Source organism: Lacticaseibacillus suilingensis (assembly GCF_016861845.1).
Classification (GTDB): domain Bacteria; phylum Bacillota; class Bacilli; order Lactobacillales; family Lactobacillaceae; genus Lacticaseibacillus; species Lacticaseibacillus suilingensis.
The window spans coordinates 59,769-75,192 of the sequence record NZ_BOLV01000005.1; the positions used below are offsets into that span (position 1 = coordinate 59,769).

General features: G+C 51.3%; 17 protein-coding genes and 1 pseudogene. 9 read left to right on the forward strand and 9 right to left on the reverse strand.

The window, feature by feature from the left end; genetic code table 11:
• The first annotated feature begins 215 nt into the window (after positions 1-215).
• The 3 genes from JUF11_RS04240 to JUF11_RS04250 all read left to right on the forward strand — a co-directional run bounded on the left by JUF11_RS04240 (position 216) and on the right by JUF11_RS04250 (position 2,842).
• Positions 216-1,304: an NADH-dependent flavin oxidoreductase gene (locus JUF11_RS04240; RefSeq protein WP_204118484.1), complete on the forward strand. Its 1,089-nt coding sequence runs from the start codon at positions 216-218 to the stop codon at positions 1,302-1,304.
• 69 nt (positions 1,305-1,373) lie between these two features.
• A complete protein-coding gene (rlmH, locus tag JUF11_RS04245; RefSeq protein WP_204118485.1) occupies positions 1,374-1,853 on the forward strand; it encodes a 23S rRNA (pseudouridine(1915)-N(3))-methyltransferase RlmH in 480 nt (159 codons plus the stop codon).
• A 116-nt stretch (positions 1,854-1,969) separates the two neighbouring features.
• Positions 1,970-2,842 (forward strand): MurR/RpiR family transcriptional regulator, encoded by an 873-nt coding sequence (locus tag JUF11_RS04250; protein WP_204118486.1) that lies wholly within the window; start codon positions 1,970-1,972, stop codon positions 2,840-2,842.
• On the opposite strand, the gene JUF11_RS04255 is transcribed toward JUF11_RS04250, so the two are convergent.
• Positions 2,839-3,795, reverse strand: a complete 957-nt coding sequence (locus JUF11_RS04255; protein WP_204118487.1) for an NAD-dependent epimerase/dehydratase family protein — start codon at positions 3,793-3,795, stop codon at positions 2,839-2,841. The genes JUF11_RS04250 and JUF11_RS04255 overlap by 4 nt on opposite strands.
• Positions 3,796-4,099: 304 nt before the next feature.
• Here JUF11_RS04255 and JUF11_RS04260 point away from each other — a divergent pair, with 304 nt between their 5' ends.
• Positions 4,100-4,729, forward strand: a complete 630-nt coding sequence (locus tag JUF11_RS04260) for a helix-turn-helix transcriptional regulator (protein ID WP_204118488.1) — start codon at positions 4,100-4,102, stop codon at positions 4,727-4,729.
• A 96-nt stretch (positions 4,730-4,825) separates the two neighbouring features.
• Here JUF11_RS04260 and JUF11_RS04265 read toward each other — a convergent pair whose 3' ends face one another.
• Both JUF11_RS04265 and JUF11_RS04270 read right to left on the reverse strand, forming a co-directional pair.
• On the reverse strand, positions 4,826-5,512 hold the full coding sequence (locus JUF11_RS04265) for an HXXEE domain-containing protein (RefSeq protein WP_204118489.1): 687 nt from the start codon (positions 5,510-5,512) through the stop codon (positions 4,826-4,828).
• Positions 5,513-5,522: 10 nt separating this feature from the next.
• Positions 5,523-6,173, reverse strand: a complete 651-nt coding sequence (locus JUF11_RS04270) for an HXXEE domain-containing protein (RefSeq protein WP_204118490.1) — start codon at positions 6,171-6,173, stop codon at positions 5,523-5,525.
• A 97-nt stretch (positions 6,174-6,270) separates the two neighbouring features.
• On the opposite strand from JUF11_RS04270, the gene JUF11_RS04275 reads away from it, so the two are divergent.
• The 4 genes from JUF11_RS04275 (at position 6,271) to JUF11_RS04290 (ending at position 9,246) form a co-directional block, all read left to right on the forward strand.
• Positions 6,271-6,816 (forward strand): TetR/AcrR family transcriptional regulator, encoded by a 546-nt coding sequence (locus JUF11_RS04275; protein WP_204118491.1) that lies wholly within the window; start codon positions 6,271-6,273, stop codon positions 6,814-6,816.
• Between the two features lie 247 nt (positions 6,817-7,063).
• On the forward strand, positions 7,064-7,486 hold the full coding sequence (locus tag JUF11_RS04280; protein ID WP_204118492.1) for a MarR family winged helix-turn-helix transcriptional regulator: 423 nt from the start codon (positions 7,064-7,066) through the stop codon (positions 7,484-7,486).
• A gap of 59 nt (positions 7,487-7,545) precedes the next feature.
• On the forward strand, positions 7,546-8,388 hold the full coding sequence (locus JUF11_RS04285) for an MBL fold metallo-hydrolase (protein ID WP_204118493.1): 843 nt from the start codon (positions 7,546-7,548) through the stop codon (positions 8,386-8,388).
• Positions 8,389-8,706: 318 nt separating this feature from the next.
• Positions 8,707-9,246: a TetR/AcrR family transcriptional regulator gene (locus tag JUF11_RS04290; RefSeq protein WP_204118494.1), complete on the forward strand. Its 540-nt coding sequence runs from the start codon at positions 8,707-8,709 to the stop codon at positions 9,244-9,246.
• Here the strand turns inward: JUF11_RS04290 and JUF11_RS04295 are convergent.
• The 5 genes from JUF11_RS04295 to JUF11_RS04315 form a co-directional block, all read right to left on the reverse strand.
• On the reverse strand, positions 9,230-10,057 hold the full coding sequence (locus tag JUF11_RS04295; protein WP_236000429.1) for an N-acyl homoserine lactonase family protein: 828 nt from the start codon (positions 10,055-10,057) through the stop codon (positions 9,230-9,232). The two genes, JUF11_RS04290 and JUF11_RS04295, sit on opposite strands and share 17 nt — an antisense overlap.
• Positions 10,058-10,288: 231 nt before the next feature.
• Positions 10,289-11,395 (reverse strand): hypothetical protein, encoded by a 1,107-nt coding sequence (locus JUF11_RS04300; RefSeq protein ID WP_204118495.1) that lies wholly within the window; start codon positions 11,393-11,395, stop codon positions 10,289-10,291.
• 146 nt (positions 11,396-11,541) lie between these two features.
• Positions 11,542-11,910 (reverse strand): DUF1304 domain-containing protein, encoded by a 369-nt coding sequence (locus JUF11_RS04305; protein WP_204118496.1) that lies wholly within the window; start codon positions 11,908-11,910, stop codon positions 11,542-11,544.
• 33 nt (positions 11,911-11,943) lie between these two features.
• Entirely contained in the window at positions 11,944-12,606 is a 663-nt protein-coding gene (locus tag JUF11_RS04310; RefSeq protein WP_204118497.1) for an MmcQ/YjbR family DNA-binding protein, read from the reverse strand.
• Between the two features lie 82 nt (positions 12,607-12,688).
• Positions 12,689-13,567: a LysR family transcriptional regulator gene (locus tag JUF11_RS04315; protein ID WP_204118498.1), complete on the reverse strand. Its 879-nt coding sequence runs from the start codon at positions 13,565-13,567 to the stop codon at positions 12,689-12,691.
• A 107-nt stretch (positions 13,568-13,674) separates the two neighbouring features.
• Here JUF11_RS04315 and JUF11_RS04320 point away from each other — a divergent pair.
• Positions 13,675-14,170: pseudogene (locus JUF11_RS04320) on the forward strand (GNAT family N-acetyltransferase).
• A gap of 13 nt (positions 14,171-14,183) precedes the next feature.
• Here JUF11_RS04320 and JUF11_RS04325 read toward each other — a convergent pair.
• On the reverse strand, positions 14,184-15,338 hold the full coding sequence (locus JUF11_RS04325) for a chloride channel protein (RefSeq protein ID WP_131470624.1): 1,155 nt from the start codon (positions 15,336-15,338) through the stop codon (positions 14,184-14,186).
• Positions 15,339-15,424: the final 86 nt, after the last annotated feature.

Consider the following 15,424-nt stretch of genomic DNA (forward strand, 5'->3'; position numbering starts at 1 on the left):
ATCGGCATTTTATAAATTTGCTTGTACGACGAGGCCAAAAAATTGCAGTGAGGGTAATGTGTAAAAAGTGGGCAATAAGTCGTTACATTGTCAATCATTAGCGAACAATTACCGGAGTGGTCACCGCTTATTTGACCGAATCGCCGGTGGCATTAGTGCTGTGATGAGCTTATAACTAGTAAGTGATAAACAACACAACCTGAGGGGGCAGTGCAATGGTTAAGATCAATGAATCACTGAAGTTGCGGTCTGGGGTGACCTTACCGAACCGCTTGATGATGTCGCCGATGACGACGAAACAAAGCTTTTTCGATGGCACGGTGACGCAAGATGAAATCGCGTATTATCACACGCGGGCGAAAGGCTTGGGCGCCGTCATTACCGGTGCTGCCAATGTGCAGCCAAGCGGTAAAGGCTGGCCAGGCGAGCTGGGCATTGACCGAGACGCAGAAATTCCGCAGCTGGCAGCGCTGGCTGGGGCGATTCACGTCCAAGGCGCCAAAGCCATCGTGCAGATTTTTCATGCCGGCCGGATGACTGATCGGGCCACGCTGAGTGGTGAACAGCCGGTATCGGCCAGCGCCGTGGCTGCAGAACGGGCCAATGCCGAAACGCCGCGGGCTATGACCACTGCAGAGATTCAGGCCACCATTGCGGCCTTTGGCGCGGCTACCCGCCGGGCGATTGCGGCGGGCTTCGATGGTGTGGAATTACACGGGGCGAATACTTATTTGTTACAACAGTTTTTCTCCCCGCATTCCAACCGGCGGACTGATGCGTTTGGCGGTTCTCGAGAAAAGCGGTACGGCTTCATTCAAGCCGTGATTGACGCAGTGATGACGGCGGTGCACGAAACGGCCGACCGCCCGTTTGCTGTGGGTTATCGCTTGTCGCCAGAGGAGTATGAAACGCCAGGCATTCGCTTTGACGATACCCTGTGGTTGGTGGATCAGCTGGCCCAGCAGCCGCTGGACTATTTGCACGTGTCGCTCAATGACTATCGGCGCGTGGCACGGACCGGCGTGAATGACCGCAGTATTTTGACTGCAGTGCATGAGCAGCTGGCGGGCCGGTTGCCCTTGGTCGGCGTGGGCGGCGTGCGTACCCGCGAAGACGTTGAGGGCGTGCTGAGGACGACAGAATTAGTGGCGGTGGGTCAGCAGCTTCTGTATGACCCGACTTGGGCGGTGAAACTGGCGCAAGGTGCTGATGTGGCCATTTACACCGGGCCATTTGAAACGGCGCTCCATACCACACCTATGACCACGCCGTTGTATGATTTCGCCAGCCGGTGGTTCAAATAGTCGCGAGAGCGTTTGCGAGGAGCAGGCGCTTTTTTGCTATACTGAACAGGAAAGCAGAGGCGGACGAACATGAATATCAAAATTATCGGCGTGGGCAAGCTGAAAGAAAAATACTTCAAGGACGGGATTGCGGAGTATCGCAAACGCCTGACTAAATTTGCCAAGGTCGAAATTGTGGAAGTGGCCGACGAAAAGGCCCCAGAGTCGCTGTCTGAGGCCGAGATGACGCAGGTCAAAGCCGTTGAAGGTGAACGGATTTTGGGCAAGATTAAAGACAAAGAATGGGTCATTGCGCTGGCCATTGAAGGGAAGCAGCGACCCAGCGAAGTTTTTGCCAAAGAAATCGAAGATCTGGCGACCTATGGCCATTCCGACATTACCTTCGTGATTGGCGGCTCGCTGGGGTTGTCGCCAGCGGTGATGAAACGGGCGAATGATACGTTGAGCTTTGGTAAACTCACCATGCCGCATCAGCTGATGCGGCTGGTGCTAATTGAGCAGATATACCGGGCGTTTATGATACAGATTGGGAGTCCGTATCATAAGTGATGGGGTCTTTCATTCAGATTCGAAAAATCAGAGTGCTCTAGTGGCTGTATACATTTTAAGCAACGGCCAACCTGAAAAGCAGAGGTGGCCGGTACGATTGATTTGAGGTGATTGTGATGTTACTCCAAGAAAAGATGCAACGAACTCAATTCTCGGCAAATGAGCAACTGATTGTGGATTTCATTTTGTCAAAAGAAGACCAAATCAAATCCTTCGGTACCCCTCAGATTGCCCAGGCAACCTACACTTCGCCATCGGTAGTGGTACGGGTGGCCAAAAAGTTAGGCTTTAATGGCTGGCGGGAACTAAAGGCGAGTTTTTTGGCAGAAGTGGAATACCTGCAATCAAATTTTCAAAATTTGGATGCAAACATGCCATTTACTGAGCAAGATTCTGCAATGACGATTGCGGGGAAGATTACCCAATTAGAAGTTGAAAGCGCCAAAGATACGTTGGCCTTGGTTGATCATGACAGTTTACAAAAGGCCCTGCGCATCATGCAGACGCACAGGACTGTGAATTTATTGACATTATCAAATCTCAACTTTATGGCTGAAGAGTTCGTCTTTAAGCTGCGACATATCGGCAAGTCCGCCACGGTCTTTCCGATTCAAAACACCATGTTTCAAGAAGCAGCGATGATGACTCAAGATGATTGTGTGGTTTGCCTTTCGTATTCCGGCGAATCAGATCCCTTGTTTCAAGCGTTAGGCTATCTTAAGACTAATCATGTCCCGATTATTGCCGTTACCAGTATTGGCGAAAATCATTTGTCTCGATTAGCTGATGTGACCTTGCATGTCACCACGCGCGAAAAAGCCTATTCCAAAATTGGCAGTTTCTCCAGTTTGACCTCTATGTCGTTACTGCTCGACATTTTATATAGCTGTTATTTTGCACTGGGCTATCAGCAAAATCTGGCGTTCAAGAAACAACTCTCAGCGTTAACAGAAATTCGACCAATCGATAACCACATTATTGAAGACTAAGCGTGATGAATGATGCCGCGGTCTAAGTAGCTTTGGACGGCGATTTCCGCGACTTCGATTGGAGAATATTGAGGCTGATAATCTAACAGCTTTTGCGCATTAGCGATACTGTATTGGCCACTTCTGGCAATGTGATAGTAAGTTTTATCAACGTCTTTAGGCGCATTTTGCTTGGACCAAGCGTCCCATTGGAGAAACTTGATTTGTGGTGTGGTATCAAAGAAGCGATACATTGCTTGGGCATAGCCATAAAGTGTCAATGAGTTGGAGCCGACCGCGTGAAAGCTTTCACCCAATGCAAGCTGGCGATGCATGACTGCTTTAAGAAACAGCTGGGCAACATCGCTGGCGTGGACGAGGTGCAAGGTTTCCATACCGAAGTTAGGCAAGGTGATCGACTGATTATCGGCGATCTTTTGAAAAACTTCTGGGTTTTCATTAGCTAAGGGGCTGATGATCGTCCAACCAGGACCAGAGATTTGGCCTGGCATAATCACCGTAGCCGGAAAGCCGTTTTCACGGAATTCTTGTTTCAAGTACAATTCACTCGCGTATTTTTGTTTTCCATATTCATCAAGCGGGTGTTTGTTCATGCTATTCGGATCGGCAGGCAAGATTTCCGCTCTGCCATGGGCCCAAACCGAAGAACAAAATAGATAGTGACTGAGTTTTGTCGGCTTTAAGGCGGCGACCATTTTTTTCGTGTCGGCTAACGTGAAGCTGATTAAGTCAATCACAATATCCGCGTTGACTGCGGCAACTTTGTCAGCGAAGGCTGGATCCTGTTGGCGATCTAGATATAAGTGGTCAACATGTTGCCAAGCGGTATCAGTGACATAAGGCTGATGTTTGCCACGCGTTACTGAGGTCACGGCATAACCGCGTTTAACGAGCATAGGAACAAGATATGAACCGATATGGCCGGCCCCACCGAGAACGACTGCTTTTTGCATGTTTGAATTCCTCCTGACTTATTGCTCTAGTGTACAAGAGGGAATGAAATTTTAAGATGGTCAGAAGATGATTTGAAATATCATTCACAAATTTTATGATTAAACGGCGGCCATTTGTAAAAAGTGTTCAAAGCAGTTTCTCTCCACACTTAAACAGTCGTGAAGAGGGACTTGGTCTGATTATAAATGACCCGAATCACCGCGTACGCGCGGGATGCAACAAATCTCGTCACCATATTTATGCGCCTTTACTATCTGAGGAATGAGGCTCGTGGCATAATTGGGCCGAAGGGATGCGATAGCGATGACGTTCGGCACTCGCCTGAAACAGGCAAGACTAAAACAGAATCTGACGCAGCAACAACCGGCTGACCAGATTCATGTCAGTCGCCAAACGATTTCAGGGTGGGAGAATGGGCGCACTTATCCTGATATTGATGCTTTGATTGCGCTGAGCGATTTATTTGGCTTGTCACTGGATGATTTAATTCGGGGGGATCATGAACTGGTTACCGATATGCAAGCGAAGGCGCAAGCGGCGACTAAAGCGCAGCGGGCTTATTGGGTTCTGCTGGTCGCGGTCGCGATTATGATGGTACTGGTTTTAGGTGCTCTGTTTGATTGGCCGTGGTTGCAGACCCCGCCACTGGTTCAAGCCATGCTCGTGATGGTGCTGAGTTGCAGCATCGCGGCTTTGCAGTTTGTCCGGCAGCGGTATTGGTATCTGCGTCAGCCCAAGCTGCTACCAATCTATACGCGGTTTGCCATCTTGTTTGTCGGCATCATCGCCTTTCTCATCTTATTGTATTTGGCCTTTGGGTTGAGCCTCGAATTTTATGCAGCAGGCGGGGCGGCCCTAGTGGTTAGTGGCGTTGCGGTAGGCCACGCCATTAAGCACCCTGATGATAATTTTCCCAGTGATAAAGAGGCGTAGAATCAGTCTGACCAAGAGGATTGATTTTGCTAATTGCGGAGGACCGCACCATCACAGAAGCTGAAAACGGCGAAAAACTTTAGCAGGATGCCATTGCTAATCGCCTGCTTCATCGCCAAAATGATGCAACTGGTTGGCATCGGCGTGGGTGCGCTGCATATAGATCCGCGCCTTCATGACTTCGCGTTTGCTTAAACGATACTCGGTTCTGGCAGTGAGGGCATTGCAAATCGGTGATTTAAAGGCTATCCAGTAATTAAGTGCAATCCAAAGTATGGCCAATGGTAAATCATCCAAACTGAAGCGACCTTGGGGCAAGGCCCAGTGCAGATACCAAACTGACGTCGGCATCAGGCCAAACAATGCTGACACCAAACCGGGATTGTACCAACTGCGCAAGCCGAGGTTGAAAATCACCACATGCATCAGGACTTCTGTAAAAGCAAAAATGACGGCGGCTAACACCAGCCAGTGGATTCGAGGCAAAAACAAGGGCACCGTGTAGACGGCTAAGGCAAACCATTCATTGCCCCACCAAGCGCTTAACATGTTTAATGGCCATTTGGCGACATCGGCGTTCACTTGGCCTTGCTCCACCTTGAGGCCGCCCCAAAGAAAGCCACCAGGAAACCCGAATTCTTCAAAAAAGTGCACATGCAATAAGCACAGGCTCAGTAATAAAATTCGCTGTTCAAATGACCAGTCACCTAGCGCAATCAGCATTGCCAGCCCGGCGGCAACATAAACCGCCAGTTCGTACCAATGTAAGATTATTCTTTTCATCTCTGGCCCCCTACTTCCTAATTCTGGCCCAATTTGTGACTTGGTCAAAGCGCTGAACCTGCCAAGCATCGATGGGATACGGCGTGTTGCGGTTCTTCAACCCTTGCACCGGGAGGATGATGGTCACTGTGAGACAAGCTACCAGCATGCCGAATGCGGCCAACCAGCCACCAGTGGTTAACAAATGATGGGTGAGCACATAGGCGAGGTAACGCCAACCCAAAGGCAAAAAAAGCAATAAGGTGGTCGCCATGCCAGGGTTGTACCAAGTTTTGAGCTTGAGGTTCATCTCCAAGCAGTGGCCGAGAATTTGAAATAGGCTGAATAGCATGACGCCAGTGCCCCACCAAATGAGATCGGGCAGTGCAATCGCAATGCCGTAAATCAGCCAGGCGCTGACATTCACCAGCATGATCGACAACGCGTTGCCAGGAAAACGATCTGGTTGTTTAGTTTCATCGTAAACCACACGATTGATAACCATCGGGGCGCCACCGGGGCATTGATATTCTTCTAATTGATGGGCGAACAAGGCCATGAGATTTAACAGTGTCATTAGTTGCAAGGCTCCCAGTTGTGGCCGTGCCAGCCATAGCCAGCCCATCATGGTGACTAAAATGATGCCGCCAACCCGATACCAATAATTTCTAAACCACTGCATTTTTGTCCCTCCGTGTCTCATTTGTGATATTTAACAAACTGCATTATACTGTGGCTAAGTAAACATGCACGAGAAGTGGCACGGCGGAGGATAAATTGTGACAGATAAATCTACGAGACGCGTGCAGCAGGTCGACCAGTCGCTTGCATGGTTTCAACAAGCCTTGGTCCAATTGCTTGAGCAAGAACCTTACCCAAAAATCACGGTCAGTGCCTTGGCGACGCGCGCCGGCTTGTCGCGGCGAACGTTTTATCGTCATTACGAATCCATCGATCAAGTGTTGAATCAGTTGATCGCAGCGGAGGTCGCCCAACTGTTTAAAAGGATTCAAAAGGCGAGGCCACAACATTTCCAGGAAGTGGTCGAAGTCTATTTCGACTATTGGCAAGCACATTTGGGGTTCTTGAGAAGCCTAGCCACCAATCATTTGCTGCCGCAACTGCTAACGGCCTTGACTCAAGCGACCCATGATAGCTTGTTGGCGAAGATGTTTCCGCAGACTGAGCCCTACATCTATGCGTTTGCGGCGGGTGGGGTTTGGAATTTAATGGTCGCTTGGTTGCAAAACGGGGCAACAGATACGCCTGAGGTAATGGCCCAAAAAGCTCGGCTGGTGGCAAAGCATCTCGTGGCCATTATGTAGCATGGTAGCTGAATTTTCGTTGGTCCAGTTTTTGAGCCGCTACCCGTAGATGATTTGGCAATCGCCCAGCGCAGAACAGTCTGCGCTGGTTTTTTTTGCGCCGGTCAATGGCCGTGATCAAACCCTGGTCGAATGACTTGAGGTCGCGGTAAAGCGGCTGGTTTTGAAACCATTTTTGGTTTAAGGGGTTGTAATCAAATTGATACTAGCGTATAACGTGTATGTACACGAAAGAGAGATGATATTAATGGCACATCATTTTCAGGAGTCGTGCGCCTACTTCACAGCTGCGAAGTACATGCGCGCCGTTGAACGTCATGCCGACACCGCTTTTGCCCCTACTGGGATGAAGCCAGCCTACAGTTATATCATGCTGACGTTAGAAGACGCGCATCCCCAAAGCATCACGGCACTTGCTGCTGCGTTAGGCTACGAGCGCTCAAGCATCTCTAGAATGGTCCAAACCTTGGCCAAACACTGGCTGGTCCAATTAACTACTAAAGGCCGGACGACCCAAGTCGACTTAGGCCCCCGAGCTGGGGAATGGCTCCCCATTGCACAGGACTGTTTATTGCAATGGGATCGCACGGCTAATGAGTTGCTCGGTTCAGGCAAACAAGTAATGGTTGACGCGTTAGTGGCCAATACGCGCAAGCTTGAAGTGCAATGACCAGCGCTGAGATCTGGGATGAAAGGTAGCGCCGCAAAGGCGAGATAGGAGTTTGAACAATGAGTGGTTTAAAATATGATGTGCTGAATAATCGGCGTGATGGGGTTACCCGCGGAGTACCGGAAGAGACAAAGGCGCTCCAATGGGTGTCGAACACGGCCACACTAATCGCAGATGAACAAAATGCGGTATTGGTCGATACTTATATGACGCGTTCAGCCAATCAAGAGTTGATTGATTGGATCAAGGCGCATCACATCAACGTGAAATACATTTACCTGACCCATGCGCACGCTGATCACTTTTTCGGGGCCGGGATGATTAAAGCAGCCTTTCCTGGGGCGACCATCATTGGCACCCAAGCCACTGCTGATGGTATTCCAGCAGTAATGACACCAGGCAACATCGCCGGAACCTGGGAAGCCCTGTTCCCGGGGAATTTACCCAGCCCGATTGTTGGCGTTGACGAGGTGGTTGACTCGGCCTTTGAGCTGGATGGCCATCGCATCGAGATTATTCAGAATGGTTTCACGGATACCCATGACACCACGAGCCTCTGGGTGCCAGAGTTGAAACTGATTGTGGCGGGGGATGCGACTTATAACGGCATTCATGCCTACATGCAGGAAACCACCTTGCACGCCCGCAATAATTGGATTAAAGTCAACGAACATTTGAAAACCTTGCACCCGCAGTTTGTGGTGGCAGGACATAAAAATCCAGAAAACAAGGATGATCCAGCAATTATTGACCAAACCATCCAATACATTATTGACTTTAATCGACTGGCGGCTGAGGCAACCACGGCAGAAGCGTTGTATGCCAAAATGTTGGCTTTATACCCGCATTACCTTAATCCGGGTTCACTTTGGAGCAGTGCGCATGCGGTCATTCGGCAGTAACCAGCCCGCTGACCAGTCGCTTTTGATCGATTGAATATAGAGGCAATCTCAGCTGATTTGAGGTTGCCTCTTTTTTGCGCAGAACGGACTGCTGCTGACGCGTAATCGGCTATCGACGGCACCTGAATCAACTGGTCTGGGCACGATTACCGACAGTGTGAACAGCTTTGCGATGTTGGTGCCTAAAACAATCGAATTAAGGCCGCTCTGGCATGTCACTAGGGCCCTAGCGCGGAGCCAAAATTGAATCACGCAACAATGGCGTTGTAAAATAGGTTTTGGCAACTTGGTAAGCGAACGTCATCACTGGAGGCATTAATGACCGATTTACGGAAGTTTAAAAGTCAGCGTGATATTCAAGCTGGGTTAATTGCTTGTCTGCAAGCTAAGCGATTCAACGAAATTACCGTCAATGATATTTGCGAGCAAGCCTTAGTCGGGCGAAGCACGTTTTATCATCATTACCCGGATAAGTACGCGCTCCTTGAGGCGATGGTCGCTCAGCAGGCCACCAAGTTCGATCAGCTCCTTGATCAACGGGTGGCGGGACTGGCAGAGGACGCGCCCTTGCTGATGCTTTATCAACAACTGCGAGTCGATGCGGCAACAATCACTTGCCTGCTGCAAGTACACGAAAAAGATGGCGATCTCAGCAATCGCTATCTTCATAGTTTGGCTCGGCACGCGCAGACGCTGGTGTCAAAAATGGGTTTATTGATTCCAGAAGATTTTGCAGTGACCTTGTATGCGACGACGGCACTAACGGCGATTAGTTGGGCGCTGCAACACGGTGAGCCTGAGGCCATTTCCCATTTTATGAATCAATTGATGAAAATGGTCCTTAATAAGCAAGACTGATGGTGTGCGGGTCAGTGTTAGGATCATGATTGGCCAGCGCTTCGATACAGTGAGTATCATGGGCCATTTCTCGGACCCAGCCGAGACTGGTAATCGCCGCTTTTCGGCTGGTGCAGATGCCAGGCGTCAACATTTCTTCCCACGAGCGGCTGGCATAGCCCACGTCGGCGGCTAACAAGACGTAACGACCATCGCGACCACGCACCATCGTGGCCGACATGCCTGACGCATGGCCCGCCGTGTGAATCTGCAAGACACTACCGTCGCCAAAAACATCAAAGGATTCGCCGGTGGGGCCAATCCCGGACTTTGCATATTGGTAGGTTTGGACATTGACGCCCCGCCACTCATTTGGTAAATAAACCAGCGGTAAATGATTCCCTGCGCGCCATTCCGGTTCAGACACTAATATTTTCTTCGCTTTGGCCACGTGTTTTAGCCCGCTGACATGGTCGCAATGGAGGTGGCTGAGTAAAACGTAATCGAGATCTTCAGGCTGATAGCCTAAAGCATTCAAGCGTTCGTCAATGGCCCAACCCGTTGGCAAATAGCCAGTATTAATTTGCACTTGCAGGCCTAATTCCCGCCAGTTGCTGGTACGCACCTGCTTGTTCCAGCCGGTGTCAATTAAGATTAGACCTTTCGGGTGCTCAATCAAGTAGCTTGAGACCGGCAATGTCACCTGGTTTTTTTCAGAGCGAAAAAGGCCGGTGAAGGCTAATGGGTTGCGATATAAGCCGTGAAAAGGCAGGGCTTTGTCAACTTTGACTAACCCGGTGTGCAAAACGTGGATCTTGATTGCTTCTGTCATGATCATGCCTCCGTTAAAAGATGGCTTTAGCATAGGACAGAAGATACGACCGGGGTAGAATTGCTTGGCGGCGAAACGTCTCAAACGAGACAAAAGATTGATAAATGGCGCATAAAGGACAATTGTGTGCCAATCAGCCTAAAAATTGCTGGACTGTCACGCTGAGTGCCTGAGCCTAAATAAAGGCAGCAATCCTCGAAGATGAAGATTGCTGCCTTTTTGATGCCACGCTTATTTCAACAGTGGCTTAAGATCTAGCTTCACTACCCTATCGGCGTGGAAATCGAGGTCGACATGCCGGTATTTCTCTGCTGCTGATTCGAAGAGAACATAAATATCGTCACCATCCACCGCGGTTTGTTCCATGTAAGGCGGTAGGGTAGCGGATTTCACCACGTCATCAGCGTCAAAATCAATCCAGGTTTTGCTACCATCATTGTCGAAGCTGATGAGCTTCGATGATTGCTGCCCAAATGACTGGGAAAACAGCAGCTGATTAGCGGTGACACTGACACCTTGCAGGCGATTGACAGTGGTGTAGTTATGCGCCCCGCGCAGTTGGGTGGCGGCGGCTTGAGTGGTGTCGGGCAGGCCGTTCTGGTTAACAGGATAAGCCATCAGACTGCCTTGACCGCCTTGATCAAAATAGCCCACTAGGATTTTGCCGCCGTAATAGGTGGCGTAGGAAGCCCGCTTGAGTTGCGGTAAGGTCACAATCTGGTCAAACTTCGTGGCGCGGTGGTGGCGCGCAAAGTCGGCTTTTTTCAGGGTGGCCAAATTGTAAGCCGATAGCGAGGCCTGTTGGGCAGTTGTTTCGGTGGTCACCCACAACCGGTGATACTTCGTGTCGTAGGCAAGGCCGCCAACGTGGGAATTACGCGGTAAGACAATGGTTTTGAGGTAGCGGCCGGTTTTCTTACTCAACAGGAAAAGCACCGAGTGATATTGCTTATCGCGGCTATACGCCGAAATAATCACATACTTAGGTGTGATGGCTAACCCCTGCGGATCCATTTTCTTGCTGATGCCCACCGTTGATTTGGCATTCATCTTGAGCGTTTTGGTCGTCTTCAGCTCGGGGATGACGTACAAGCGCGGACGTGGATCTTTGCTCATCGCCGGTTTGAGATTAGGATACAGCTTCAACAGTTCACGGTTGAACTTTTTTTGCGTCGCCGTGATTGGGGAAATGCTGGTGCCATCAACTTTCACGGTTTTCGTCGGGTCATCTTCTGGCCCGCTGGCTTGTCTGGCGCCGCAGCCAGTTAACAGGATGATGATTGATAATAGCAGTACACTCAAAAAAACGGGCCAGTTTCGACTTCTCAGCTTGTTCATTGTTACCCTCATTTCCAACCCAATTCAAAGTGATAGTGCCTGTCTCCACGACCATTATATAACATGAAAGTATGCGCTAGCGAGGCAAAAAAAGGCCACTCCCCGGCGGGATGGCCTTTTGAACAAAACGGTTGCCACTTTGCCCTTTACCTTGCAAGCACCCCAATGAGCAGCGTAATGACAGCCGGTAAACATTGAATCAAGAAGATTTTCTTGGTCGCGGTGAAGCCACCGACTAAACCGACCACTAAGACAAACCCAGCCAGTGCCATCCGCACCAACCAAGTGGTGGGATTGTCTGCTAGCAAAAAGGTGAATAGAAACATGGCACCGAGCGCGCCGTTGTAAATACCTTGGTTCATCAAGGCCGTGCGGGCCGGGGCCTGTTTGACAAAGGCTAAAGGCATCGCAAAGGCCTCGGCTTGCGTCTGCGGTGCAGCCCACAGCTCTAAGCCCATGATGCCGAGGTGAAGCACTCCGAGCAAACCAATTAAGATTAGAAAGAGAATGGTCATGAGAACCTCCCAATTTGCTTAAGTTGTATTAGCTCACGCCAGCTTGCGACTGGCCTCAATGGCCGCCATGAGGTCAGCCAGCGGCATTTGTTGGTCGAGCCGGTAGGAGAGCCAGTGTTGTTTGTTCATGTGATAAGCCGGCAGTGCCGTGCCGGCTTGAAGTTTGGCGGCAATGGTCGACGGCTCCGCACGGACAATCAGTAAATCTACTAACTCGCTGCCAGCCAGGCCTGCTTTGTCAGCGGCGACCTTAACCAACAAGGCGTACCATTTGCGGTTGTCCGCACGGCGAATGATGGCATTGGTGGGGAACCTCTGCCAAAGAAATTCCAGCGTTTCGTTGTACTTGGCCGCGAGCGCAGCAACGATGGCGGCGCTTTGACCGGAGGCAAAAGTCGTTGAGGTAAAGCATTTGGCCGCGATGTCTTCTAGCACGGTGAGATAAGCACCACGCACTTGACCGACGAATAAGCCTGAGTTGGCGGGATCGAGGTGGAGCACATAAGGCGCGCCACTATCGCCGTCGATGACCGTGGTCGTGACGGCATCGCCGTGAAGGGTGACCGTTAGTTGCAACGTGCCGACCAATGGCGTGGTGTAAGTCCAGTTGGTGCCGCTGTCTTGGAAGCCATAGGCCGCTAGCTGCGACCAGTCCGGCTGCCGATTGGCAAAAACTTGTGCTTGGATGGATGTCATGAATTGACCTGCTTTCAGGAAGAATTGCCAGCTCGATTATATAACAAATTTAATGCAGCGACAGCCGACCTTGCGAGCAGCGTCAGGCCTCGGCTTGGAGGTGCTGTTGAACCAGCTGGGCAAAGAGGGTGGCGGCTGGCGTTGGCCTGCGCACTGACATCATTGCGGTTAGGGTCTTCGTCGTCATCTTGGTCGGCACAGCGCTTAGCGCGCCGCTGGTTAATTCATTCGCCACGCAAAAAGTCGGTAGCACGGCCAGGCCAAGGCCACTAGCGACACTTTGCTTGACAGTTTCCAAGCTCCACAGTTCCATTGCTGGCGCCAGGTGAATGCCATTGGCAGCTAAGTAGGCGGTGAAGAACTCCTGGTACTGGGCGCGCCGATCGTTTTCAATTTGGCCAATTGCCTGCGTCTGGTGCGGGGTGATGAGGTCGATAGTGGCGGCAAGCTCAGGGGCCGCCACGACACTGATGGGATATTCTGCAAGGGTCGTGACCTGATAACCGGCCGGATAGTCGCGCACGTTGTAGTGTAGGGCGATATCGAGGGTGCCGGCCACCATCTGGGCATATAAGTCGTAACAGTTGAGCACGCGCAAGCTGAGGGTGACCTGAGGCGCGCGCTGTTTGAAGGCGCGCAAAACGGGCTGCAGTTTGTACGTCAGCAGCGTTTCCGGAACCCCAATGACCAGTGGCCCAGAGAGCGCGTCTGGATGGGCCGCAGCGGTTAAGGCCTCGCTATCTTGAAGGAGCCGCTCGATCAACGGCAGCGCCGCTTGGCCCGCAACGGTCAACTGCACCTTGCGGCCGTTGCGCACAAACAAGGTGGCACCAAGCTCGCGTTCGACTTGGTGGACCTGGAAAGTAATGGTCGACTGGGCATAATTTAACTGGACGGCGGCCAGCTGAAAGCTAGCGAGCTTAGCGACGGTTTGCACCGTCAGCAGATATTTGAGATTCAAGAGCGGCCTCCGTTCGAATAATTTGAATGATGAGTTTGAAAAGTTCAATTTTATTGAATGGCTTTTGACTATTATACTCAAAGTTGTTCTAACTGAGGAGGACAATCATGAAGATTCAACCACTGACGCAAACAGCGCACCACACTGCCGAGCTCGTCGATCTGATTAACTACTGTCAAAACCTTGAGGCCAAGCTGGCCATCGCTATGGCTGAGCAAGACGATATTTTCCAAATCGATGCCTACTATCGCCGGCGCGGCGGCGAGTTTTGGGGCGCTAGCGCCGACGAGCGGCTGGTAGGCTGTATTGCCTTGTTGCCGCTGAATGAAGAGACTGCTGTGCTAAAGAAGTTCTTTACGTATCCCGAATTTCGCGGCCAGCCTCATCGTTTAGGCCAAGAGTTGTATGCCACTTTTTTGAACGATGCTCAGGCGCAAGGGCTCAAGCGCATCGTGCTCGACACACCAGAAAATGAGCATCGGTCCCATCACTTTTATGAGCGGCAGGGGGTTTGTGCGCATCACGCGTGAGCAACTTGGCGGTCAGTATGCTTTCCCGGATCGCGATTCACGGTATTACGAACTGAAGCTGGCCCAGGCCTAAGACTGATGACAGCTTAATCGGTTGCCCGCTTTTGCTGCATTTTTTGTCCCAGCATCACTGCCGCCGCGGCCAAGGCGATCGCTGGTAGCAACGTCAAGGGGCAAAATAACGCCACCATCACTGCTGCCAATGCAGGATGGTGCCCCAGCACGGCCATCATGGCGGTCGCCGTTACCGCTACTGTCAGCATGGTGTCGACTTGTGGCAACCACGCGGCTAGGGCAAAACCTTGCGTCAGGCCGACGAACAGCAGTGGAAATAGATCCCCACCGCGCCAGCCGAAGTTCAGGCACAACCGCATAAAGACCAGCTTGAGCACCGCGAGTAGCGTCAGTAGCCAAGGCGCCGCGTGTTGCATGGTTAAGAGCCAGGCCACGCTGTGCTGGCCAGAAAACAGCAAGGCTGGCTCCACTTGGGCGACCAGAAAAATAAACCCTGCACCAACGGCGACCTGACCCCAAAGCGGTAGCTTAATCTTCGCTAACCCAGTTTGCAGGCGGCAATCCAGCTGCTGATAAAGCAGGGCCACGCCTAACGCTAAGGCCAGCACCCAGAGTTGTTGCCAGTTCCAAGCACTAGTGCCCAGCACCATGCGCAGTTGCGGCTGATGCCACTGTTGGAGCAAAAACTTGGCCACCACGAGGCCATTGATGATCAATGACGCCATCATGACATGTTTAAGGGTGCGCTTTTCCGGCAGGGCTTCGGGGTCATAAGGCACTAGATAGGCGGTGGGATGAAGCAGACGCCAAGGCGCCCGGCGCCAGGCTGCAAAGTTAAAGTACAGGTAACGCAGCTTATCGGCGACCCAAACTGAAGCCGCAACGATCGCGGCGGTGAGCGCGGCTTCCGGTCCCACACCAGCTCCGGCCACGAGAATGATCATCGTGATGGCCAATTCCGCCCCTAATTCTCGAGGCGTTGATAACTGGCCTGTTTTGAGTCGCTTCATTGCACTTTGCGCGTTGGCCGGCAGTGCTGGCCAACGCCGCCGCATCAGCCAAAGTAACCCAGCGCCAAAGGCAATCACCAAAAGCTCGCGCCACCAGATGTTGCCGGCCCAGAGCACTGCTGTGAGTTGATTTTCGACTGTCAAAAATAAGGCTGTCACCGCCGCCAGCCCCGCGCTGAACCCTAATCCGACTAGCCATAACGTCATAACCCGCATTTAACCGCCTCCTGAATACGATTAAGAGCTTAGCATGCAGGTGTGACGAAATGATGAAGTGAGTGACTTCAAGCCCGGTAGAACTA